At 43.8% G+C, this 24,742-nt stretch carries 18 protein-coding genes and 1 pseudogene; 5 read left to right on the forward strand and 14 right to left on the reverse strand.

Translation table 11 applies throughout. From position 1 onward, the window contains the following. The first annotated feature begins 1 nt into the window (after nt 1). Nucleotides 2–2,401, forward strand: a complete 2,400-nt coding sequence (gene ptsP, locus MSG33_RS17280) for a phosphoenolpyruvate--protein phosphotransferase (RefSeq protein WP_248381546.1) — start codon at nt 2–4, stop codon at nt 2,399–2,401. Between the two features lie 80 nt (nt 2,402–2,481). Here the strand turns inward: ptsP and dhaR are convergent, their stop codons facing one another. The 6 genes from dhaR to MSG33_RS17310 form a co-directional block, all read right to left on the reverse strand. Continuing rightward, on the reverse strand, nt 2,482–4,407 hold the full coding sequence (gene dhaR / locus MSG33_RS17285) for a dihydroxyacetone kinase operon transcriptional regulator DhaR (protein WP_237312033.1): 1,926 nt from the start codon (nt 4,405–4,407) through the stop codon (nt 2,482–2,484). Nucleotides 4,408–4,555: 148 nt separating this feature from the next. Beyond that, a complete protein-coding gene (locus MSG33_RS17290; protein ID WP_012841150.1) occupies nt 4,556–5,086 on the reverse strand; it encodes an MltR family transcriptional regulator in 531 nt (176 codons plus the stop codon). A gap of 57 nt (nt 5,087–5,143) precedes the next feature. Then, nucleotides 5,144–6,292, reverse strand: a complete 1,149-nt coding sequence (locus MSG33_RS17295) for a mannitol-1-phosphate 5-dehydrogenase (protein WP_248381548.1) — start codon at nt 6,290–6,292, stop codon at nt 5,144–5,146. A gap of 112 nt (nt 6,293–6,404) precedes the next feature. Beyond that, nucleotides 6,405–8,357 (reverse strand): PTS mannitol transporter subunit IICBA, encoded by a 1,953-nt coding sequence (locus tag MSG33_RS17300; protein WP_248381550.1) that lies wholly within the window; start codon nt 8,355–8,357, stop codon nt 6,405–6,407. Nucleotides 8,358–8,970: 613 nt separating this feature from the next. Next, the gene (locus MSG33_RS17305) at nt 8,971–10,719 is read right to left on the reverse strand and encodes a GNAT family N-acyltransferase (protein ID WP_248381552.1); all 1,749 of its coding nucleotides are present in this window, start codon (nt 10,717–10,719) and stop codon (nt 8,971–8,973) included. A 136-nt stretch (nt 10,720–10,855) separates the two neighbouring features. Then, on the reverse strand, nt 10,856–11,122 hold the full coding sequence (locus tag MSG33_RS17310) for a hypothetical protein (protein ID WP_041852999.1): 267 nt from the start codon (nt 11,120–11,122) through the stop codon (nt 10,856–10,858). Nucleotides 11,123–11,285: 163 nt separating this feature from the next. Between MSG33_RS17310 and MSG33_RS17315 the strand changes: the two genes are divergently transcribed. Continuing rightward, nucleotides 11,286–12,005: an SIMPL domain-containing protein gene (locus tag MSG33_RS17315; RefSeq protein WP_006742751.1), complete on the forward strand. Its 720-nt coding sequence runs from the start codon at nt 11,286–11,288 to the stop codon at nt 12,003–12,005. Nucleotides 12,006–12,058: 53 nt separating this feature from the next. Here MSG33_RS17315 and MSG33_RS17320 read toward each other — a convergent pair whose 3' ends face one another. Continuing rightward, entirely contained in the window at nt 12,059–13,108 is a 1,050-nt protein-coding gene (locus tag MSG33_RS17320) for a DUF4382 domain-containing protein (protein ID WP_248381554.1), read from the reverse strand. Nucleotides 13,109–13,337: 229 nt separating this feature from the next. On the opposite strand from MSG33_RS17320, the gene MSG33_RS17325 reads away from it, so the two are divergent. After that, entirely contained in the window at nt 13,338–13,613 is a 276-nt protein-coding gene (locus MSG33_RS17325; protein ID WP_225461768.1) for a D-fructose-6-phosphate amidotransferase, read from the forward strand. Between the two features lie 93 nt (nt 13,614–13,706). Here MSG33_RS17325 and MSG33_RS17330 read toward each other — a convergent pair whose 3' ends face one another. Next, entirely contained in the window at nt 13,707–14,510 is an 804-nt protein-coding gene (locus tag MSG33_RS17330) for a MetQ/NlpA family ABC transporter substrate-binding protein (RefSeq protein ID WP_248381556.1), read from the reverse strand. Between the two features lie 567 nt (nt 14,511–15,077). Here MSG33_RS17330 and MSG33_RS17335 point away from each other — a divergent pair. Beyond that, the gene (locus MSG33_RS17335; RefSeq protein WP_140149148.1) at nt 15,078–16,445 is read left to right on the forward strand and encodes a site-specific integrase; all 1,368 of its coding nucleotides are present in this window, start codon (nt 15,078–15,080) and stop codon (nt 16,443–16,445) included. A gap of 8 nt (nt 16,446–16,453) precedes the next feature. Here the strand turns inward: MSG33_RS17335 and MSG33_RS17340 are convergent. From MSG33_RS17340 to MSG33_RS17350, 3 genes and pseudogenes are all read right to left on the reverse strand, one after another. Beyond that, nucleotides 16,454–16,618 (reverse strand): annotated as a pseudogene (locus tag MSG33_RS17340) (AAA family ATPase); the annotation flags it as partial. A 287-nt stretch (nt 16,619–16,905) separates the two neighbouring features. Beyond that, nucleotides 16,906–17,697, reverse strand: a complete 792-nt coding sequence (locus tag MSG33_RS17345) for a metallophosphoesterase (RefSeq protein ID WP_248381557.1) — start codon at nt 17,695–17,697, stop codon at nt 16,906–16,908. Between the two features lie 296 nt (nt 17,698–17,993). Next, nucleotides 17,994–18,533, reverse strand: a complete 540-nt coding sequence (locus MSG33_RS17350; protein WP_248381559.1) for a hypothetical protein — start codon at nt 18,531–18,533, stop codon at nt 17,994–17,996. 689 nt (nt 18,534–19,222) lie between these two features. Here MSG33_RS17350 and MSG33_RS17355 point away from each other — a divergent pair. Continuing rightward, entirely contained in the window at nt 19,223–19,510 is a 288-nt protein-coding gene (locus MSG33_RS17355) for a hypothetical protein (protein WP_069516197.1), read from the forward strand. A gap of 897 nt (nt 19,511–20,407) precedes the next feature. Here MSG33_RS17355 and MSG33_RS17360 read toward each other — a convergent pair. From MSG33_RS17360 to MSG33_RS17370, 3 genes are read right to left on the reverse strand one after another with little or no spacing between them, the layout of a single operon-like run. After that, complete coding sequence (locus MSG33_RS17360) at nt 20,408–21,403, reverse strand: hypothetical protein (protein WP_248381560.1); 996 nt, start codon at nt 21,401–21,403, stop codon at nt 20,408–20,410. 2 nt (nt 21,404–21,405) lie between these two features. After that, nucleotides 21,406–23,124, reverse strand: a complete 1,719-nt coding sequence (locus tag MSG33_RS17365; RefSeq protein ID WP_248381562.1) for a restriction endonuclease subunit S — start codon at nt 23,122–23,124, stop codon at nt 21,406–21,408. Beyond that, nucleotides 23,124–24,614 carry an N-6 DNA methylase gene (locus MSG33_RS17370; protein WP_248381564.1) on the reverse strand — a complete coding sequence of 497 codons (1,491 nt, stop codon included), beginning with the start codon at nt 24,612–24,614 and terminating at the stop codon, nt 23,124–23,126. Before MSG33_RS17370 ends, MSG33_RS17365 begins: the two co-directional genes overlap by 1 nt. Between the last annotated feature and the right edge of the window lie 128 nt (nt 24,615–24,742).

A 24,742-nucleotide genomic window follows, 5' to 3' on the forward strand; every position in this document is an offset into this window, starting at 1 on the left:
GATGGTGGGAATTGTAGTTGTATCTCATAGTCGTCGCCTTGCTGAAGGGGTGGCCGAACTTGCCACCCAAATGACGCAAGGCAAAGCCAAGCTTGCGATTGCCGCGGGGATTGATGATCCAGAGAACCCGATCGGAACCGATGCCATAGCCGTGATGGAAGCGATTGAGCAGGTACAAAATCAACAAGGGGTTGTTGTATTGATGGATCTTGGCAGCGCGTTGCTTAGCACGGAAATGGCTCTGGATCTGATTGATGATCATGTGAGGGAAAATGTCACTCTTATCTCGGCCCCTATTGTTGAAGGAACCATGGCGGCGTCGGTGGCTGCTGCCGCCGGACTATCTTTATCGACGGTAGTCGAAGAGGCACAGAATGCGTTAAGCGTAAAACGAGAGCACCTTGGTGATCAGCCACTAACATCCGCTGAGATAGCGCCAGTATCAGAGAACTTTGAGCAAGAGCAGACATTTGATTGGGTAGTGCAAAATCCGCATGGATTACATGCTCGTCCCGCTGCGGCCATTGTTGGTGCACTCGCGCCTTTTGACTGCCAATTATGGTTGAAAAAAGGCGAGCGCCGTGTGAACGCGAAAAGCTTAAACAGCATTGCGAAACTTGGTGTTCGTAGCCAAGAGACGATCACCTTATGCGCGCTCGGACCTCAATCCAGTGAAGCAATTAAGGCATTTGAAGCCTTAGCTCATGAGCACTTCGGAGAAAAAGACGCGGTTGAGCAAGGCATTGTCGAACCTGAAGAAAGCTCGGATACTTTGCTCGATGACATGGTCCCAAATCAGATTGAAGGTGCTGTTGTTGGTATTCGAGTCAATGACGGTATCGCTACTGCTCCAGTTGTCCTTTTTACTCATGAAATGCCAGCTGTGCCTGAACGTGATTTCCAAAGTGAACAAGATGAAATTGAACGGGTTAAGCATGCGATAGGCGTGGTTGTTCAACATTTGCAGGAGCAAGCGAAGCAGCCGAAAGGGGAAATATTTTCTGCTCATAGCATGATGCTCAGTGACCCAGAATTATGGGCATCGGTCGAGTCGCGAATTCAAACGGGCATGATAGCCGAGCAAGCTTGGATAGAATCACTGCAAACGTTAGCCGACGAGTTTCGCCAGGCTGAAAGCCAGTACATGCGGGAACGCGAAGCTGATGTGCATGATATCGCACGCCAGGTTATGGTTGAAATGACAGGTGTAACGCCTAATGCCATCGACATTCAGGAACCGAGTATTTTGTTGGCCCGCGACCTGATGCCTTCTGATGTGGCCGGGCTTAATAAATCGAAAGTGCTTGGTATCTGTTTGAGTGAAGGAGGGAAAACCTCTCACAGTGCGATTCTTGCGCGTGCGATGGGGATTCCTGCCATCGTTAAAGCTCAGGGCTGCCTTGATGCTGTGCGTGCTGGTCAGGTGGTGACTATTGATGGCTTCCGAGGGCATTTATGGTTCTCTCCTTCGGATTCCGTACAGCAGGAATTAGAAGCGCAACAAATTGAGTGGCAAAGCACCCGACAAAGTGCACTAGCGAGTGCTCAGCAAGCCGCAGTCACCTGTGATGGTGTCCATATTCCAGTATTCGCCAATATTGGTGGACCGAAAGATATTGATGATGCACTAACATCAGGAGCAGAGGGCGTTGGTCTATTCCGGACTGAGTTTCTATTTCAAAACAGTGATGAGTTGCCGACTGAGGAAGCGCAATACCAAGTGTATCGTGATATTGCCGCCGCACTTGGCGATAAGCCACTTACGATTCGTAGTCTAGATGTTGGCGGTGATAAGCCTTTAGTCGCTTACCCTATGCCAGCGGAAGATAATCCATTTTTAGGTCTGAGAGGGGTGCGGTTGTGCCTTCAACATGAGTCATTGTTTACCGCCCAACTTCGAGCCATTCTGAGAGCCTTTCACGAGCAACCGAATATTCAATTGATGATACCGATGGTGGCTCAGGTTGAAGAAGTGAGAAAAGTAAAAGCGCTGTTGGCACATCAAGCAACCCAACTCGGCTTGGATGCGACTCATTTGCCTGTTGGTATTATGATTGAGGTACCCGCCGCGGTATTAAATGCAGATGCGTTAGCCCAAGAAGTCGACTTTTTCTCTATTGGCACCAATGATTTGACTCAATATGTTATGGCAGCTGATCGAGGCAACGCCGCCGTTGCCGAATTGGTGAACTACTTTGAACCATCGGTACTAAAAGCCATTGAACTCACTTGTGCAGCAGGCGATCGCGCGGGCATACCGGTCAGTATGTGCGGTGAGATGGCTGGTGATCCAAATGCCACAGAAACATTGCTTCGTGTGGGGTTACGAAAATTCAGCGCCAGTGCGAGTCTACTACCGGGACTAAAAGCGCAGATTCGTCAGTTGTCTGTTGATGTTTAATCGATACCTTATCGTTAGTACATGTGTACCGGCGTGCTTACGCCGGTTTTACTTTTGTTATAGGAACGCCACTTCTTGGCTTAATACAGCTTCATTTGCTCCTGCAGCCCAAACTTATTAATTTTTCTCCATAAGGTCGTGCGGCCAATTTGCAATGCTTTCGCCATATCATGCATTTTGCCATCACACTGATTCCAAGCCTGAACGATAGCTCTTCTCTCGGCTTCTTCTAACGTGATTACTGGCGTATTTTCTGCGGTATGGCGAGAATTCAGTTTAATGTCTTCAGGAATATCGTTCAGCTTGATTAAGTTGGAACTGCGGTTCAGCAAAATTCGCTCAGTTCGGTTTCTTAATTCAGAGTTGTTGCCTGACCAACGAAAATTCATCAACGCTTCCAGTGCGACTGGCTCTATCGAGATCGTCACATTGTGGCGGCGTTCATAATGGCTGATAAGCTGCTGGACGAGAAATTCAATGTCTTCTTTACGCTTTCGTAGTGGCGGAATATGCAGCTCGTTCGAGGAGATTTCATAATAAAGTTGCCGACCAAATGAGCGCTGAGTGACATACTCGCTGATCTCTGAAGCGGTGCTCGTAATAAGTTGAAAGTCTACGGGGATCAATCGCAAACTGTCGCTGCGGCTGACGAGCCCAGTTTTTAACAACTTAAGTAACACGGCTTGTAAATCGGGCGACAGATATTCCACCTTCTCTAAAAAGAGCGTACCGCCATGGGCGAGTTCAAACTTAGAAGGCATGCCTTGTCCTTCGTCGTAGCCTAGGGTTTCTTTGACCAGTTGCTCTGTATTGATAGAGCGACAGTTGAGCGTAATGAATGGCCCTTCTTTGTAGGTGCTTTCGTTATGAATCGCCATGGCGAGAGTGGCTTTTCCTACACCTTCTTCACCTGTAATTAGAATCGGTGATTTGGACTTTATGGCCCGTTTTGCCACGGTAATGACATGCTTCATTTTTCGTGAAATAACAGGCAAAGTACTGAACGTATAGCGCGCACTGCCACCTATTTGTTGTTGAGCAAGTTCGCGAATTTTATCGATAGGGTGCAAAAACAATAAGTGCGTTCCGTCGTTGAGTGGACGCAAGGTAATGATCGCTTCAACAAACTCGCCACGAACCTCTACCGTTGTGAGTTTTCGGTTGATGCTTGCACCCGACTCAATACTATTGAGGACATTTGGCGGGAAGCGTAAAACAGAAAAGACTTCTTTATCCAAGACCTGACTGGCTTCAATGTTTAACAAGCGCTCTGATTGATGATTTACCATGGTGATACGGCTTTCTTCATCCCAGGCCAGAAGGCCGTCATCCATGCACTCTAACGTTGCGTTGTGCGCACAAGTGAGGCGGTTCATATTTTCTTGTTCCGACTGAATATGGATTTGCAAACTGACTTCTTTCGCGCTCGACGCGATGATGACTAAGTCTTCTTTCTTATAGCTTTCCGCTTTTTTGAAAAGGCATGTTGTACCGCGTAATTTGCCAAATTGGTCGAAAACAGGCGCCGCTACAGAGGCATAAGAGTGTAAGTGGCGATTGAAATGTTCTGCAGCAAAAACTTCACATGGGATGTGAGTGTTGATACAGAGATTGACTGCATTTGTGCCAATTTTCCCTTCAGACAGAAAGCAGCCTTGTTTAATACCGAGTGCTTGCATCTCTTGTCGCATAGAGTCGTGCCCGACGGTGGAGAGAATACAGCCGTTGCCATCAGTCACCATCAATAGCAGGTCTTCGTCTCCTAGCATGTCGTAAGTGTCTTCAAGTACGGTAGTGGCGCATTCGATGAGGTGCTCGTTGCGTTTCATCAGAGATGAGAAGGTAAAGCCAGAGGCAATATGTGGTTTTGACCAGGTATAAGGGCTGCATTGCTTTATGCAACGCTCCCACGACTCAAGTACGGGAGTGCGGGAAAATTCTGGAGATACCCAATGGTGTTTCTGGAAAAACGCCCATTTGGTTTTAGTGTCTTCGATTGAAAGCATGCCATACCGTTTCAATGCCAGCGATAGATTGGTCTGATATTACAGAGACATACGAATATGGACTGTGATGGCTTTCACGCACGTTATACAGAAAGGATACGCAAAGAAAAGAGGCTAGTAGAGAAGGCGTTCCTTGCCGGAGGTTGGGTTAAAAAGGGCTGTCCTTGCCCAGTTCATTGCAAATTTCGACAATGGCGAGCGAGAGACCTGATTTTATTATTTGTTGCTGGCGTTGAAGTTGGAGTTGATAAAACTCAAGGTCGATGTCGTCATCAGGTTCGTTGACTTCTAATTGCACCATGCCCATTTTCTTTACCAGATGCAGCTTTTTGATTGGCTCTAGAATATTTGGATCAGTGAACTCGTAGTCGGATGCATCGCTATTGAGTCGGTTTTTAAGCTTAATGATGTCTTCAATATCATGATAAATATCGTCTGGGAGTACGCCTAAGCCAAATAGGAGTTTCAAACGAACGGAGAGATCGCCCAGCGGTCCGGAGTCTTGCAGTAGGGGACCAACAACCGATTGCACGGCGAAGTTATCTTTACGAAAGATCCTTTGTATTAGCCCGTCGATGGAATCGTTGAACACATCGACTGCTGCAATAAAAAAGCCTCGTACCGATGGCGCGCTGTTTAATCGTTCAATGATCTCGGTTTCGTTGATGTTATCTGCCATATACTGAGTAACTGTTTAAAATTATATTTATGGGGAGCAGAGCTCCCCTTGATTCGATTAAAGCTGGTGGTAAATCACTTCGATTTGAGCCACTTCAACACTGTCTTCAGCCAGGCCAGTGTACGTTGCTAGCGTTTTCTTCACGCCCACGGCTTTTAATGAGGTTTGTAGTTCCACCGCTTGTGGGTCGGTGTCGTTAGTGTACTTCAAGGCCGCCGCGATCCCTTTCAAAAGTGTTTGATTTTCAGTGCCATACTCGATTGTACCGAGTAATGGCTTCACTAATCTATCATTTGCACCCAATTTACGGATTGGCTGGCGTCCAACGCGATCCACTTCATCCACTAAATATGGGTTGGCGAAGCGTCCTAGAATCTTTTCGATGTAGGCATTGTGCATCTCACGGTCGAAGCCGTAACGTTTGATCAGCACTTCACCACTTTCGTGCATTGCTTGTTTTACTTCGGCATGAATGCTTGGGTCTTCAATTGCTTCACGAATGGTACGGTGCCCTTTCAAACAACCTAAATAAGCGGTAATGCAGTGACCTGTGTTTAGGGTGAACAGCTTACGTTCTACGAATGCCATTAGGTTGTTGGTTTTTTCCATGCCAGCAATGTTTGGGATGTCGCCCTTGAACTGTTGCTCATCGACAATCCATTCGCTGAAGCTTTCAACAGTCACTTCCAATGGGTCATCGTTGGCGGCTTCTGCTGGTGGCACGATGCGATCGACAGCGGAATCAACAAAGCCAACCAACTCGTCTGCTTTTGCATGCAATGATTTATCTAAGTGTTTGTACACTTCACCTTTTAGGTGCGTAGTGCCACGCACCATATTTTCACAGGCGATGATGTTAAGTGGCGCGTCATTACCAGCTTCAAAACGTTTGGCGATACCTTTTGCGATGGTTTTCGCGATGATATCTAATACGTTTGGACCGACCGCTGTGGTAACCAAATCGGTTTTGACGATGCGATCAATCACGTCATCACTGGCTGAGTTTACGGCTGTGACGTGGGTAACGGTGTCGATTTTGCACTCAGTACCGACCACTTTCACTTTGTATTCTTGTTTGTGGCTGAGCTGGTCTACCAACGGCGCATCAACGTCAGCGAAAGTGACCTCGACTTCTGCGTCTGCCAAGAGTTTACCGATGAAACCACGACCGATGTTACCTGCACCAAAATGAACTGCGTTTTTCATAATTCTTACCTACCAATATCTGAAAATGTTGACTTACGAAACTAGGGTGAGGCCAACCGCATAGGGGGTGACAGCTGACCTCGTTTGCCTCAGGAGCAAATTAAAGGAGCAATTAAGCCGCTTGTTGACCGCCAAGGATGTTCAGAATTTCTTCTACATCGTTGGTGCTGGTTAGCTTCTCAATTGCTTCCGGCTCATCGAGCGCGTTCGTAATGGTGGTGATCACCTGGATGTGCTCATCGTTCTTCGCGGCAATGCCGATAACCAGTTTCGCGACATCGTCGTCATCTTCAGTAAATTGGATACCCGATGGGTATTGGCAGATTACAATCCCAGTTTTCTTCACGCGGTCTTTCGCTTCTACGGTGCCATGAGGAACCGCGATAGACTCGCCAAGGTAAGTTGGAACCAACGCTTCACGCTCAAACATCGCGTCTACGTATTCTGGTTCTGCGTAGCCAAGTTCAACCAATTTGTTGCCTGCAAAGCGAATGGCTTCTTCTTTGTTGGCTGCTTTCAAACCTAGGTGAATGTTCTCACGCTGGATTTGGAATACCGATGGCTGCTGTGGCTCAAAGCAGTCGTCGTTCGCCGCCATGACTGACACTTTTACCATTTGGTCGTCATTGGCTGCGGATTGGTTTTGTGCTGCCAGTAACTTGGTGACTAGCTGGTTGTACATTTCGCTGTCTAGGAAGTTAGTCAATGAAATGTGGTGTGCATTTGGAGCATGCTTACGTGCACGATCTGTTAAGTCTTTATGAGTAATCACGATATCTGCACTCTCTGGTAAGCTGTTAATAGCAAGGTTGGTTACGTGGATGTTCAGAGCTGCGTCTTTAACCTTTTTACGTAGCATGCTCGCGCCCATTGCACTCGAGCCCATGCCCGCATCACACGCGACAATGATGCTTTGTACTGTCGCTAGGTCTACGTCACCTTTGCTTTGGCTGTTTACCACCGCATCGTTTTTAGATGCAGATTTCATGTCTTTCATTTGTGATGTTGCTTTCTCTAGTGCTGCTTCATCACCGTCTTCTTCTGTTGACGTTTGTGTCTTCATTAGCAGTGCTGCTACGGCGAATGACACGCCTGTTGCGGCTGCGATAGACGCTAGAACACCAACGATTGAACCTTTCTGAGTCATCAACAAGATTGCAAAGATTGAACCTGGTGATGCTGGAGAAACGATACCTGCGTTAAACATAGTTAGAACGAATACGCCAGTCATACCGCCTGCGATAGCCGCAAGGATTAGGCGAGGGTTCATTAGGATGTATGGGAAGTAAATCTCGTGGATACCGCCGAAGAAGTGGATGATTGATGCACCACCTGCAGTTTGACGAGCCGTACCTTTACCAAACACCATGTAAGCCAGCAAGATTCCTAAGCCTGGACCTGGGTTCGCTTCGATCAAGAAGAAGATCGATTGACCAGTCTCTGACGCTTGCTGAATACCCAGTGGAGAGAAGATGCCGTGGTTGATCGCGTTATTTAGGAACAGGATCTTCGCTGGCTCAACAAAAATAGAAGTCAGTGGTAGAAGGTGCGCTGAAACAAGGAAGTTTACGCCGGCTGCCAATGCGCCTGAAAGCACTTTGACAAATGGACCGATAAGGAAGAAAGCCAAAATGGCGCACAGCATACCAATGATGCCCGCAGAGAAGTTGTTCACCAACATCTCGAAGCCGCTTTTTACTTTACCGTCGATGTAGTTATCGAATTTTTTGATTGCCCAGCCGCCCATTGGGCCGACCATCATTGCACCCATAAACATTGGGATGTCGGTACCGACAATCACACCCATGGTAGTGATTGCACCAACGACCGCGCCGCGATCGCCGCCCACTAATTTACCACCGGTGTAACCGATCAGTAGTGGCAGCAAGTAAGTGATCATAGGACCAACCATGGAAGCTAACGTCTCATTTGGTAGCCATCCGGTTGGGATAAATAGAGCAGTGATAAAGCCCCACGCGATAAACGCGCCGATGTTAGGCATTACCATGTTTGACAGAAAACGACCAAAATTTTGTATCTTGATCTTGGCATCTGGTGATATCATAACAATTCCCCGTTCGATGTTCTGATGAATATGTTGTCGTAAACGGTTCGCCAAAACCGCTTGTTTGATTGCTTAGTACCCAATCAATTTACCACACATTTTCCAATTGGAACTGACGACGGGTTTTTCGTGATCAACCCCCGCATTTCTTCGGATGAAAAGCATTTTTTAAGTGATGATGATCAATTAATTGATATGTAACTTAATAACAAAAAATGACTTTCAAATCTGTCAATAAAAATATTAGTGATCAACTCGATCTTCTGACAAATATAAAATCAAAATTCATTGTGATTAAGATCACCTTTAATTTCTTTTTCAATTCAAATTAAATACTCGAGATGATCAATGTCACATTTTGTTTGACGTCAGGTTTGATTGAAAATGTGATCTATGACCATTTTGAGGTTTTGTGAAAGTTTATAACGTGAACGTTTGTGCGATGTTGGCGTTTTGTGGATTAAAGCTTGAGATGACTGGCCTTTTTGCGATGAGTTTAACTAAACAATTTGTTTTTAATGTCTTATGGGTAAATAACGCATCACGCTGCTCGCGTTGTGTTGTTTAGAGCGATTTTGAGCAGCGCGATACCTCCTACGTTTTTAGACGACGCTTAATTGTTCATAGCTAAATACTCGCGCGCGTTTTCACTGCCCATGTAACGTGCCAGCGTTTTCTCAGGCACATCGCGTAAATCCACCATAATCAATCCATCCAGTGCGTTGTTAAACGCCGGATCGACGTTAAAACACACCAACTTACCATTCAAACTCAAATATTGGCGCAGTAATACCGGAACGCCTTTGCCTTCGTCAATTCGAGCGATCACGCGAGATAGCAACTGTAAATCTCCCAATGCGGTTAGCATGCTGGTATTCCAGTTTAAGTTGGTTTCTGGCAGTGGATTTGACGGAGTGACGTATTCGGCGCAGTCGTTGTCGTAGTGGTGTAGGGTCATCGATTGTGCCAGCAACTGACGCGCGGTATGGCTGTAATCGTTGCTGATGCTCACTGGGCCAAACAAGTGCGTGTATTCGGGATGTTGATGGACAAAAGTCGCTATGCCTTTCCAGAGTAAGAGTAGGGCACTCATGCTTTTTTGATATTGCTCGGCAATCACAGAGCGACCCATTTCAATCGACTTGCCCATTTGATCGAGAAAGCCTTGGTCATAGTTGAATAAGGTGCGCGAATACAATCCTTCTACGCCATATTTCGCCAATAATTGATCAACTAATCCAAGACGGTAAGCACCTACCATGCATTGGTTCTCACGATCCCACACAAATAGGTGCAGGTAATCATGATCGAAATGATCGATGTCTATCGCTTGTCCAGTCCCTTCGCCAACTTGACGGAAATTATGTTCTCGCAAGCGGCCAATTTCATGCAGGAGAGATGGGATCTGCTGCGCGCTGGCGCAATATACGTCGAACTCGCCACTTTGAAGCAATTGGGTTTCTGTCGGTAAGCTGTGCAGCTCTTCAAGCAATTGGCTTATGGGTAACCCTGCTGCAATAGGTAAGAGATCATTGTCTGAGACCGTTTGCTGAGTGGCACTTACATCGCGGTTAAGCAGGTAGGTGTTAAGCCTCAGATAATTGACGATCTGATCATCGTTGAGGTTATTGAGTTCTTTAAACTTGATTGCTTGCCCAAAGGACAATTCAATGGTTTTTGCGCTCTTGTTGAGCAGCTCTCTTCCCAACATCAAGGTGCGTAAAAGAGGGTGGATTTTACCTGCCATGTAGAAGCGTTTTGAGTTCTGCCCACGAATGAAGATGGGAACAGTGGCGGCTTTGTTCTTACGAATTAACGCACTGACACTGCGGCTCCATTCTTTGTCTTCTAAACGCTGTTGTTTGGCATCCACTAACTGCGACACTTCACCCGCAGGGAAAACCAATAACAAGCCGCCATTCGCAAGGTGTTTGTTGGCTGCTCTGAGGGCCTTCATATTCGATTTGACGGCGTCTTTGCCTTCGAATACGTCGACACCAATAAAAAGTTGGTCGAGCTCTGGTACGGTTTTTAGGTACTGATTCGCTAAAATTTGGATATCGTCTCGTATCATCAATAGTAGCTCGGCGAGAATCACGCCTTCAACACAACCGAGAGGGTGATTCGCCACAATGACGGTTGCGCCTTGCTTTGGCACTGCGTCGAGCGAACCATGGGCAATGCGATAGTCGATCCCCAAAATATCCAGCGTAAATCGCAAGAAAGTTTTAGTATCCGCATTCACGGGGCGTTGGGCGTAGAATTTATCGAGCTGACTTAAACCTGTTGCCCATTCTGCAACGTTTTCACCAATGCCAAACGGCGTTTTACGAGGGAGACGAAAAGGGGTCGAACTATCCATATTTACCTCAGCGTACAAGTGGCTGATCGGATAGTAGAAATTACAGATGACAGTTCAGAGGCAAATCCATGAGCCTTTGGTGACAAACTGGTGAAGCTTTGTTGACCAAAGGCGAGGGGATAGGGACGTATTAGCGTTACGTTTTGTCGCCAGCAAACATCAGGATACTCAGAGAGTTGAGCGTTTCACCGAGACTTTCTAGTGAGCTCAAGACCTGTTTGGTCGGCTCATTGTCTAGCAGAATGCGACCATCAAAGCGTTTCCCTTCGCATTGATCTTCATCGCACATACCCGCTTGGGGTTCTTGTGTTGAGTTGTCATCCATTACTAAGTCGTCAGTACTCAAACAAGCCGTTGAGACAAATAATCCGCTCAGAACTACCAGCCATTTTATTTTCAACATAATCTTAAAACTCACAATAAAACACCGTTCAATTGTAATTTATTCTATTTACCATTTCGAACGATATGACAAAAACTTGGCTTTAGGTCGCCATTTTCTGGCCATAGTTGAGCTATGTTATCGATACGACGAATTGTTACTTTTGGCGAAATTAGGAGGATGAATGGAGAAGATTTCCAATAGAGCGTCAATATGGCTCGGGCTGTGTCTGATAATTGGTTTAGGAGTATTGGGCTTTTTTATTCAGCAAACGGCAGTCAAATACAAAGCCTATGAGCGAGTGGTAACGGTGAAGGGATTGTCTGAACGAGAGTACTCTGCCGATACAGTGATCTGGCCAATTCAGTTCACCTTAGCGAGTAATGATATGGGGGCTATGTTTGATGACATCGATCAGCAAACGCGTTTGATTCTGGATTTCTTAAGTGCCAAAGGGCTCCCTGAAACGAGCGTTTCCCTTTCTTCTCCTGCTGTCATTGACAGAAAAGCACAGCAATACGGGAGTGAGCAAGATATCGAGTTTCGTTATTTAGCCTCGCGGACCGTTACGGTTTATAGTCAAAGTGTCGATGTGGTTCGAGCGGCAATTAACGAGATTGGTGAGCTAGGAAAACAAGGCGTACTGCTGAATCAGGACCCGTACGCGAACCGCATTGAGTACAGCTTTACTAAGCTGAATGATGTAAAGCCAGACATGATTGAAGAGGCGACCAAAAACGCCCGCGAAGTGGCGCAAAAGTTTGCGAAAGACTCACAGAGTTCATTGGGTAAGATCAAACGTGCCACGCAAGGGCAGTTCTCGATTTATGACCGAGATAGCAACACGCCTTACATTAAGAAAGTACGAGTGGTCTCAACCGTTCAGTATTACTTATCGGATTAAAATAATAGTCAAAAAGCCGCTCTTCGCGTGAGCGGCTTTCGATAAGACGAGAGCTATAGGATAGGATTAATATCTTGCTCTGTATGCTCACCTTCGACCACATCAACAGGTGTGTAATGTTGATAAATCAGGAAGCCATCTTCTGATGTTTCATGGTTATCTGGTGTATCAACATACGCGGTACAGGTGTACCCAATACTGTAGGTGCCTGGACCAATGTAACCAAACTCGTAGCTGTAGGTTATATTACCTTCTTCGTCTTGCGATTCATTCACGTTAGCTACTGCAACTGGCGCTTGGAGTGGTTCCATCGCGCCCATATCGCCCATGGTTGAGCGATCCATCGAACCTGCGTAAAGATAGACTGAGTGAACGGCAGGAACGTTATTTATAGCATTTGATGCTGCACTGTCTGCTTCACACGCTTGGTACTGAATTTCACTGACTTCACCACCAATATGACCTGATTCTGATGCGTTTACTAAGCTTACCGCATTAGAGTTCATGTTCATGTAATCTTTGCCCGTTGGATCTGCCAGGCCTTTACGCAAATCAAACTCGACAACATAGCTATTATGACCAGTATGAACTTTTACATACTGACCTTTTTGCGAAAACTTCAAGCGACCTTGATCGCTCGTATCTGGTTTAAAACCAAAACAGCTGCCTCGGCTAGGCACAACTAAGCCTTTGATGTTGCCGTCTGTCTTCTCTACGTATGACAGCGTTGTATCGTTTAATTGTTTGCCGTCTTTAGCGTACACACACATAGCATAATCACCAGGAGCGATGTCCTGTTCGTGAATGATCGTTTTAGCGTTACTTCCCTGATATTCCATTAGATCAACTTGGTGTAGTGCTCCATTGTCACTAACATCTAACAGAATATGTTCTCCAGTTTGTTCGCCAGTTTCTGGGTCAAATGGTACAAGGACAACATCTTTAAACGCTAAGACAACTTTGTTGGCATCGTCGACAGGCGCATCGGAAACGCTGAGAGAAAAAGTGGCTGCTTCTGTATCGGATGAAGAGTCGTCGCTACCACAGCCCGTCAATAAAAGACCGCCTGAGATGGCAAGTAAAGGGTAGGTATATTTTTTCATTATGACCTCTTGTTTACACTGCTGATAAATGTAAAAGGCTAGTCTCAAAGTCGAGAAATGGTGTCATTGTATTGTGATAGAGAGGTCAATCTTCAATGGCGCTATATACAAGTCCTTTTTTAGAAAACTAAGTTCTTAACTGTGATGAGGGGAGTTTGATAATAGTCAAGCTGGCTTGTTTCTTATGAGCGTAAGTTAGTATGACTTACTGCTAGAAGGAATTAGTATCATGGCATACAAGCACTTTATTAGAGAACTACTGGGTTTAACGATTGTTGTCTCTGTCGTCTTTGGCGTTTTAGGTGTGATGTTAGAGCTCTTTGCACTGACGGCACTCTGGGAGCATCAGCAAGCGATAGCCGATGTATTCTTCCATGAATCTCTCTACTTTGTCGTATTTTTAATCCCACCATACTTCCTTTGGAAGTTGATTAACCGCCCTGAATTGGTTTCTGCGGACCAAGCTTATTTAGCAATGAGATTAGAGGCTGAAAGTCGACAATAAGCCGATTGAGTGAGGAGTGAAAAGAAGAGGCTATGAGAAACATCAGCCTCTTTTCTATCTGATTAGTGAGCAAAGTATTCGTTGCTTTATTGATTAAAAAGCCGCTTCTATTGTGCCTTTGAAACTACGATCGAGATAATCACGAATTGCTTGAGATTGGTAAATAGAAACGAATTTTTTATACGCTTCATTATTTTTGTCTGCGTCACGAGTAGCGATGACCATGACGGCCAGTGGTGCGTCTTTTGCTTCAAGATAGATACTTTGTTTCTTCGGGTCTAAACCAGAAGACATTACGTAGTTCATTGTGATCGCAGCCGCGTCTACATCATCCAATGTTCGTGGTAACTGGGCGGCATCTACCTCGACAAATTCAAACGACTTTGCATTTTTTGTAATATCAGTTAGGGCGGCTTTGTGGCCAACACCTTGTTTAAGCTCAATTAAACCTGCATCGGCGAGTAGCAATAGACCACGACCACCATTAGTTGGATCGTTTGGAATTGCTATGCGTGCATTGTTTGGAAGCTCTTGTAATGAGCGATACTTGTTAGAATAAAGCCCCATGCGCATCAGAATGGATTGACCAATCGACACTAATTGGGCGTCATGACTATTGTTGAAGTTGTCTAAAAATGGTTGGTGCTGATAGCTGTTAATGTCGATGCTACCATCACTAAGCGCGGCATTGGGTGTTACGTAATCAGAAAACTCGATGACTTCTACATTCAAGCCTTGCTTCGCTGCTTCCTTCGCTACTGCTTCAACTACTTGAGCATGAGGCCCTACGGTTGCTCCCACTTTTATGATAGAGCCATCTTTTTCTCCACAAGCACTTAAGCCAACTACTGCCGTGAGAACCAAAGCTAGTTTCTTTAGGTGACAAATACTTTTCATTGTAACTCCATTTTTGTTTTAGACGTCCATACGTTTACATGTCCATCCTATCAGAAGTCGAAAAAGGGTCAATGGTTTAAATAGCGAGCAGACATTTTGTTTCTACGACTATATAGAAAGCTTGGTAATAAGCGAAAAGAAAGAGGGGGTAGAACCGAGGAAGGTAATAAGTTTGAAGTTGTTGATGAGATGAGCAACGAATTACTACACCCATACCCAAAGTCAGCAGACACAAAAAAGGCGTAGTAGGTACTAACCTGCTACGCCTTTCGAAATTTGGTGGCCCCTCGCAGACTTGAACTGCGGACCAATCGATTATGAGTCCTACCAGGTTCATTTTTATGAGTATGCAATGCTTGGTAATTTCTATTAAATTCAAATGTTTATCTGTTTGTCTTTGTTGCGTTAGTTTGCATTGATTTTCATGTCACTTTTCTCTTGTCTGACCCATTACCTGACCTAGCTTTGCTAGGTAGGAAGTTTGTCAATATCATTTTTGGCTGCTTTTAGGTTATGCCTGTTGACCTAGAAAGTTAACTTCGCCAAAAAAGACAAGAGAAAATCAGAATGTTAACTGTTACTAAAATTCAATCCGCGACCAGTCGTAAAAATTCCTATTATCTCTGGGATCAGTCAGGTCAACGAGGTATAGGGCGTTTGGGTGTAAAAATTTTCACTAGTGGGAAAAAGCAGTTCGTGTTTCGCTACTACCAGCAACAGAAAGAAAAATTTATCTCAATCGGTTTATTCAGTACACGTGCTGGCAGTATGACTCTTACAGAAGCTCGCGAGAAAGCCCAGGTCTTCTCACAACTGTTGCTCGGCGGAAAAGATCCTAAATTGCATCTTGAACAACAAGAGAGCGAGCAGAAAAAAATTGATGCAGAGAGTAAAAGCTTAGGAACCATTGATGAGCTATTTCATAGCTATACGGAGCGCATGAAAATAGATGGAAAGAGAACGTACGAAGACGTGCGAAATGCGCTGGTACGAGAATTCTATCCATATATAGACAGAAACACCAAAGCGTGTGATGTAACGACTGATGATATTAAATACGTTATTAGTAAGATGATCCAGCGCGGAGCTATCACCCAAAGTAACCGAGTACGTAGCTATGTGATGGCGGCGTTTAACCATGGGATGCGCTTTGATAACGATCCTCGCTATTTCTCTTTAGAGTCGAAATTTGGTATAAAATACAATCCAGTAGCACCAATTCCTAAGCAAAAAGACGGAGAGCGCATTGGTGAAAGGTTCTTAGAATGGCGAGAGTTACGGCGTCTGCTAAAAGATCTTCGTGAAAACTATGATCTTGTACCCATCGGACAAGATTTGAGGCACTTACTTCAACTGTGCATCTATCTAGGGGGGCAACGACCGTATGAGGTGATTACACTTGAATGGTGGAATGTTGATTGGGAAGAAAGGTTTGTCTGCATTACCAAAGAACGTTCCAAAAACAAAAAAGATCATATCGTACCGTTGAACGGATTGGCTTTTGAAATACTTCAGAAACAATATGAGCTTTCTGGTGGTGGACGATATGTTTTTCCAAATCCAAAAGATGCAGAAGAACCCATGAAGACTAGCTCAATTTGTCGTGCAGTGACTCGTTATCGCAATGCCGTGGGGTTCGATAAGTTTGTGCCTAAAGATTTGCGTCGAACGTGTAAAACTTTGATGGGGGCATGTCGAATCAGCAAAGAAGTTCGAGATCGTATTCAAAATCACGCGTTACAAGATGTGAGTACACGTCACTATGATCGCTATGACTATTTTGATGATAAATTAGGTGGGCTTGAAACCTGGAGCAGTAAATTGAAAGAGTTGATTGGGTATGTTCCACCAGCGTTGTCAGTTGTACCCTCCGCTGAAACGTTACCTTTTCCAGACATTAAAAGTACTCAGTCGCTAAGAGCTAATCTTAAATAAAGATTGTTTTTGAAAGCCCCGTTGGGGTTTTCTAGGAAATCGATTCTTATGACATTTTCGAATGTACTTCCTAATAGTTCCTGCAATAGGAATGTTTTACCAGTTTGTCTAGCACCGTCAATCAGCAAAAGCTTCCTTGTAGGCTTGTCTTTCCAGGTGAGTAGGTTTTCAATCTAGCCACCTCAGTTAAAGTACTTATCTGGTTGATTGTTTGTTACACAAAAATGCGCAATAAAATGCAAGTAAAAACATTTTTATGCGCTAGAAAATGAAAAAAAATAACACTTTTATGCGCGTAAAAGTGTTGTGGGTGTTTTTTGTGCGAATGATAGTGTTGGGATCGTGAAGGGAGGTGATGAGCCTATGCATCATTTCTGATTGGTTGCTTCACAAGGTCAATGATCGCAGTGAGAAAGCCCTAGCGGACTTTCAGATGCCGAAGTTTATTGCTGGCTAGCTCTCATAGGTAATAAGCTTTATTAGTAAGTAATCCACTGGCTAAGCGAGCTGAACCCTTGGGGTTACAAATAAATGTGGTTCTACCGTCCGCAATGACTTTCTCTACTGCATCATGTTGATGCCCTGCCACCCAATACCTAGCTCTAGAGATCAACTCCTTACTCAACCCTGCATGGTAGTAAGGAGCATAAACACTGTTGGCATTTGCTTCTACGGCGAAAGCTTCTTTGGAAGGAAGATGATGCGAAACAACAAGATCAACTTTTTCTGGGAGGTTATTAACGAACGCTTTGTACTGCTCTTCAATCATTTGATGGCTGATGTACTTTGTATCATTCATCAGTTCTGAGTAGGCATCAATCAGTGCAGACGAGTATGTGTGGATAGGAAACCAAAGAGTCCCTCCATAAATGCGACATCCATCTAAATCTATTGACTCATTATCCAGAAAAAACAAGTTCGCAGTTGTATCACTATGAGACTTAAACTTGGCTAGTACGGAACTCCTAGAATCTTGGAGAACGCCAGAGTTAGCAATAGATTTGCACTCAACGGACGTACTGTTATGGCGGTAGGATTTACTCTTATTGCTATACCATTCATGGTTTCCTGCGATGATTATTACAGCCTTAAAGTGGCGGCAAAGTACATTCTTCACATACGTCATGCATGAGAGGCCGTTCGCAGTGTCACCTGCAACGACTAAAGTGGCTTCTTTATCAAAGCTATGCCAGAAATCACGGCGTATTCCATGAATGTCGAGATGCAGGTCAGATACAACGTAAAACTTCAAACTATTATAACCTTAAGATTGATTGACCATCCGATGGTACATCGGTTATTTGGATTAGAGAAGTGAGCACACACGCTACGTATTTCTACTCAAGTTACTTGAAGGGTAACTTCTGTGTAGGGAAATGACTGGATGTTTTGTTTGATTTTTCGGCACTAAGATTTAGACACTAACTTTTAGTGTCTAAATCTTAGTTGTCTTTAAATATCTGAAATCATTTGTTTTTTATTGTTAATGATTAAGGTGTTTTGTTGAGAGAACTTCTAAGAGGCTGGCGATTACGAAATGCAAACTGCCTAATCGTGATCCGTCACAATTAAGTGTGTGTTTCTTCCAACTCTTTTTAGATCACGAAGTGCTGTCTCTTTCTTCGCAATCCGAAGGGGCCGATCTGAAGTTATGGTATTGTTGATAATGTCAATATCATCACGTTTCGTATGTGTGAACTCGATAACGCCGTAGGGAGTTCTAAACTCCCCTTTACGCCCTGTTGTCATGATAGTAATTCGATCGACCATCACTTGTGAAATGACACTGTATTCTGAGAGTGCCGATTCTAGAGAGATATAGTTGTACTCTCCTCGTCGCAAGCATTTAGCAATGTATTCAATGGTATAACCGTCCTTATGACGACTGTATGAGAATACATAAACACCGTTGCACACCCGTTCTAGTACTCCAGCTTTCACCAAACGAGGTAAACTTTGCTGGAATGCTGTAAGTGAGTCATCAAAAAATAATCTCCTGAGGTCACTTTTTCGGTAAACGTGTATACCTCGCCTGTCAAATTTATGCAGGCGATCCAATGCATCCCCAATCTTCACTTCAATGCTCATAAGTAGTCATAAAAAGTAAGTATGACATATATTTTTGTACACTTATGATTGAAGATAGCAATTGGTGATCGCTAATACCCTTCCTGATCCCTGATTGGTTTTTCCGAGTTAGGATCCTAACTTGGAATTTGTAGTGATGAATGTGGTTGCTATGAGGCTAAGGAAATGGCAGCACCAACAGTCAAAAGCTGGTTCCCTATTCTCGGTTAGGATCCTAACTCGGAATTTTTGGGATGAATATGGTTACTTTGAGACTAGGGGAAATAGCTGTACTAAACGCAGCCAGATTCCGATATTCATTCTTGGTTAGGATCCTAACTTGGAATTTGTAGTGATGGACGTGGTTGCTATGAGGCTAGGGAAAATAGCTGTACTAATCGTAGCCAGACTCCGATGTTCATTCTCGGTTAGGATCCTAACTCAGAAATTATGATGATGAATATGATTATTTTTAGTTAGGGGGATGGTAACAATAATAGCCATAATCTGATCTTTTTCATTTTGAGGGAAGAGTGAAGTTAATTACTATTTATCTAATTTTATAATTAAAAAAACAAACGAGTTATATTTAATAATTAAATGTTAAAGTGATTTGTAAATAGTATTAAAAGGTCCTTTACAAAGAGGGTATTACTTGATAAATATAATGATCATTGAATTTATCTATATATATCAAGAGGGTTGTCGATATGTCTAAAGTTCTGGTTTATTCTAAACGTAATCGTGAAATGAGTTATCTATCCGTAAGAGAAGAACGTGAAACTAAGCTCAATAATTTTAAAGTGATCTACAATGAAATTTCAGATGAAGAAGCATTACGCAGAGCAAATTCTATTAATTTAGATGAAAAGAACAATGTTCCAAAAGTTCGTTTGAAAAGAAAAGATATTAAAGAAAAGAAAGAATGCCGAGTGCCAGGCTTGTATGGCTGTAACCGCTATAAGTCAAGAAAAAATGAGACATTCAACGTATTCTAATGCTGTTCTTTTTTTGCACAACTCTAAAGCCAGTGGACTTTTATCAGACAAATGATGAAAGCCTTAAAAATTCCGTCATCAAAGCTCGTGGCAAGAGAATTTGCCAAGACTGGCAAGCAATGTGCCAATGCTGGCGTTGAAAGTGCCATTCGTGGCAGAAGAATTTCTGCAATAATTTAGACTTATTTGGGTTTAACTTTCATTTTTGTAAAAGCTAACCTTATATTAGAATTATAACTTTATAATAGTTATAACGGTTATAATAGTTATAACATGAGAAATTAAACAAATAAAGTTTATTTTTCATGTTGGATTTTAATAGTAAAGTGTTTTTATAATTAATTTGTTTTTAATTATATGGAAATAACTTTAGAGTCATGATTATTATCTATGGGGTTAAGTTTATTTTCTAGATTTTCTTTAGGCAAAGGTGGTTTGCCTAAATTCTTGACTTAAGTAGTCAAATTTAGCGAGATGTAAACATATTGGTAGTATCAAAAAACATCCATTTTCTGACACCAAATTGGTTAATGATATCAATTGTGACACCAAAAGGTGTGGTCAGTTGGGAGTGAGGGACGGACATTTGCTTATGGTCGTGTATCAATTAGCGAGCAAACAGTATCCAAAATAAAAGTAGATGAATGTAAGCGAGTAATAGTCAGTGACAACGCTAACTTAAAGTTAAGCTGGTTCTCATCACAGAGAACAATGTTCTCTGAGTAACGAGTTGCGTAACAGGGGGATTGGTGAGCTGGCTATTGATACTGCGAGAACAGTGTTCTCGCTTAAATTATCAAAACCTAAAGATTGCGTATTTGATTAACAAATAAAAAATGCTTCGAGGAGAACGATGTTCTACTCAAAGCTTGTTACTTGCGACTTTGGGTAGCTGAATCAGTCTGCTTTTTCTACAACCATACCACTTTGCTCTGCAAAGTGAATCAATCGAGTGATATTGTTTAGGCTCCACTGGTTGGTGATGGCTATCACCTCGTCGTTAGGCAGCGTAATCAACGCGTCCTCATCGCTGTGGAAGCGGCGGATTCTACCTTGAGGGATATCATCCGCTAAGATGGCGATGCGTCGTCTTACGGGGTCGTTAAATGCGTTGAGTACCTCATTTAAACTTTGTGGCTGATGCCTCTCGATCCAGTCCGTGACTAACGCTAGCGCGAGGTGACGCTTTTTATAGGTATGACCGTTATAGCGGTACTCCGAGTAATCTTTTTCGCCTTTTTGAACGCTTGTGCGCTGCTCGGCACGCTTCTCGCGGAACTTCACCTGGTACTCTTCTACCTCGGGTACAGGGATGATCTGTTCGGCATTGATCAGTACATCTTCTTTGTAGCGATAGGGCGTGAGGCGTACACAACTGATATCGATGCCTTTATCACGCAGCCACAAGACAGAAGTGGTGAGTTCCTTACCGAAGTCTGCTGAGGCTAGAACAATTCGAACATCGTTACCAAAGTCATCCAAGCTGTTTTCATCAAGATCGACAAACTCCAGAATGGCTTCGCGGGCATCAATTTCTTGACCTTCTTTCTCCAAGTATTGGGCATAGTAGTCACACGCTTTGTCGAACGTCATGGTAGAGATCATTGCGGCATAGCGTAGCGCTTGCAGCTCCATATGCGCACCGATTTCATCACGCTTAAGCTCAATAACCACTAAGTTGGCATTTTTGTCGATGGCTAACAGGTCAATACGGCGACGGCTGTCTTCCCAGTCAGAAAACTCTTCTGATATTACCAAGCAGTCTGGTGCGATGGCATTAATACAGCCTTTCAGCGCTTCTTGTAAATCGTGGCGCTCTTGCAGCCCTTCAGCTGCAAAAGTGGTCGGTGTGAGTGCGGTGAGGTTTTTATTGGCGATATTGTATAGGCTCATGTTTACACTGCCTGTTCAACGATAGCGTCAGTTAGGTTATGTTGGGTTGCTTGGAACTCTTTTACGCGAACTTTAAGTTGTTCGCAAAGATCTATGAGTTCCTTTGCTTTTTCAACAATTAGTCGCTGCTCATTCTCAGGAGGTAAACCAAACTGAATACTTTCACAATTAGTCTTATTTAAATATGCTATTGTCGTTGAAGTCGCGATAGTTTCCAGAACTTTACCTTCAACTCTGATGACCATGCTTAAATATTCTGGTAACAATCCTTTTAAAGTAATAAAGGCATGTACCTGTTGGTTTGAAGTTACGGGAATAGTATTAATTGCAGTCAGCCCAAATCGACCTACGCAACTCATTAATACGCTTCCTTCAGGTATCAATCGAGCCGAATACTTTTGAACTTCCGTTTCCGTCAGAGCTAATTCTACTTTAGTACTATCCAGATATAAGCTTTGCTGAGGAAAAGCTGGTAATGTTACCCAAGGAATATTACCAGTAAATGACTTCGGCCTATCTCGATTAGGTACTATAGACGGACATACTTGCCCTGTCTGTACACCGACCCAGCCTTTAGGGTAAGAAATCAATTCATTTCTTGGCTTTAACTTTGACGTTTTTTGATAAACCTTATCTTTGACTAACTGCGCCTTTTCGTCCGTTATTCTTTTCAGTAACTCACCAGCAGGCTCATCACTTGGATCTTGTGGAACCAACTTACCCATCACCGCCAGTTGTAGAATGGTTTGCTTAAGCTGGTCGATGCTTTCTTCAGTAGTGAATAAGGTATCGAAATGCTCACTGATTCGCGACCAGTTTTGCATTAACTCGTCAGCATCGGCAGAGTTGGTGAGTGTGTCCAACAGTGTTGTTACCAGCACTTGATGCGCTTCGATACTGGCTTCGGTTTGTTGCTCTAGCTGGTCGCAGAGCGCCATTAGCTCATCGACTTTGGCGACGATACGGTGTTGTTCAGCGGTTGGTGGTACAGGAATTAGACCGAAAAAAAACTGTTTATCATTGATTGCGGGATAAGCAATACCAGTTTGAACACTCTCAACATATTCTATAAAGCTTGGAGACCTAAGGTATCTATAAATGTACGAACTAGAAATACCGCTCAAAGGATGGATAATAGCAAACGCAGTACTAGCTATAGGCTCAGGATTAAAATCTCTGTCAATGACAGCAATATTTAGCAAATATGGTCGTACCGTTGAGTAAATAACAGTATTTTTCTGGACTAATTTCCTAGCTCGGGATGGCGCCTCAGAATGTTCTAAAATGCTTGGTTCGTCTATATAGCCTAACTCTTTATTAATTGAGCCAACATCCACGTAAGTGAACGTTTTATCTGGCTTTTTCTGCCCAAGGTCATGGCCTAAATCCTCAATTCTTGCCCATTTCCAACTCGAAGGAATATTAAAGGGTAAAGAATTATCATCAATTGGTTCATACTTTCTTGGTTTCTTAATCTTCTTTTCTTTAACTAATTGCGCTTTTTCTTGCGCGATACGTTCAAGCAACACTGAAGCAGGCTCGTCACTAGGATCTTGAGGAACGAGTTTTCCTCGCACCGCTAACTCCAGAATCAGTTCACGCAGCTTCTTTACACCATACAGTTCTAGCTTCTTGCTGCTACCGCGACCAGAGGTCGATTTGGTCTTTACTGCCGAAGTCCAAATATCAATATGCTCAGTGATCAGGTTTTCGACTGCCATTATTGCTCTCCACCTTGCTTTTTACCTTGAATGGTAGAGCTAAGTGCATCACCGAGAATGCCTTTCAGTTGGTCACGCAGTGCTTTGATGTCTTGTTGCTGTTGTTGATAGCTCGCCAGCAATTCTTCAGGGTCATGGTTGACTACTTCGTCCTGATACGGGTTTTTAATATCAAGGTTAAAGTTGCGCTCGATAATATCTTCAATCGACACTTTCCAAGCTTGCTTGGTCTCGATGCGGCTAGCGAATCCATCTGCCTCGTTACCCCACCAATCGATCTCTTGCTGGAATTCCTCAAACTTCATCGGTTTGGTTTTGCTGTAGTTCTTCACGCCTTCTGGGTAAGGGTGCTCGTAGAACCACACTTCTTTGGTCGGTTGGCCTTTGGTAAAGAACAGAATGTTGGTCTTAATACCTGTGTATGGGTTGAACACGCCATTAGGTAAGCGAACAATCGTGTGCAGGTTACACTCTTCCGTCAGCATCTTTTTGATTTTGGTTTTTACGCCTTCACCAAACAAGGTGCCATCAGGTAATACCACACCAGCACGACCATCTTTATCCAAGACCTCGACAATAAGCTGCAAGAACAGGTCAGCCGTTTCACGAGTTTGCATTTCGGCAGGGAAGTTCTTTTCAATCCCGTCCTCTTCGGTGCCGCCAAACGGAGGGTTAGTCGCAATCACATTGATATTGCTATCCCAGTTTGAAAGGGGCTTGTTAAGCGTGTTGCCGTGCTTAATCTGCACAGGGACTTCGATGCCGTGGAGCATCATATTGGTGATACACAGCAAATGTGGCAGTTGTTTCTTCTCTACACCATGGATTTGCTTTTGCAGCATTTGGTGGTCGGCTGCGCTTGTCACGTAGTTCTCTTTGACGTGATCGAACGAGCAAGCTAGGAATCCGCCCGTACCGCAGGCGGGATCCATAATCTGCTCACCTAGTTTAGGGTCAAGACGATTGACGATAAAGCGAGTCACTGCGCGAGGGGTATAGAACTCACCTGCATTACCAGCACTTTGAAGGTCGCGTAGGATTTGCTCGTAGATGTCACCAAACAAGTGACGTTCTTTAGAGTCAGTAAAGTCGATTTCGTTGAGCTTGTTAATCACCTGACGCAGCAGTGTGCCATTTTTCATGTAGTTGAAGGCGTCACTAAAGGCTTCTTTCACCACAAAACCACGCGGGTTGGTGTCTTTCGGTGCAGTAAGGTTTTTTAACGTCGGGAATAGGTCATCATTGATGAATTCCAGCAGCTCATCACCTGTAATGCCTTGGTTATCTGCCGCCCAGTTACGCCATAAGTATTTCGCTGGGATGGGTTCACGGTAATCATCTAACTCGAACTCTAGCTCTTCCTCTTGAGCATCAAACACTTTAAGGAACAAAAGCCACGACATTTGGCCTAGACGCTGCGCGTCACCATCAACACCCGCATCTTTACGCATGATGTCTTGAATAGACTTGATAACTGAACTGATTGACATGGAGTTCTACTACTAACTGACTGAAAAATTGGGGCAGATTATAGCATTTCTACGTCAATGTGAGTACTGAAAAGGGGAGAGGTGATGCCCAATAACGGTGGAGGTTAGTGGGCGTTTATATCTATGAT

Source organism: Vibrio sp. 1CM7H, from assembly GCF_023161645.1.
GTDB lineage: Bacteria > Pseudomonadota > Gammaproteobacteria > Enterobacterales > Vibrionaceae > Vibrio > Vibrio diabolicus.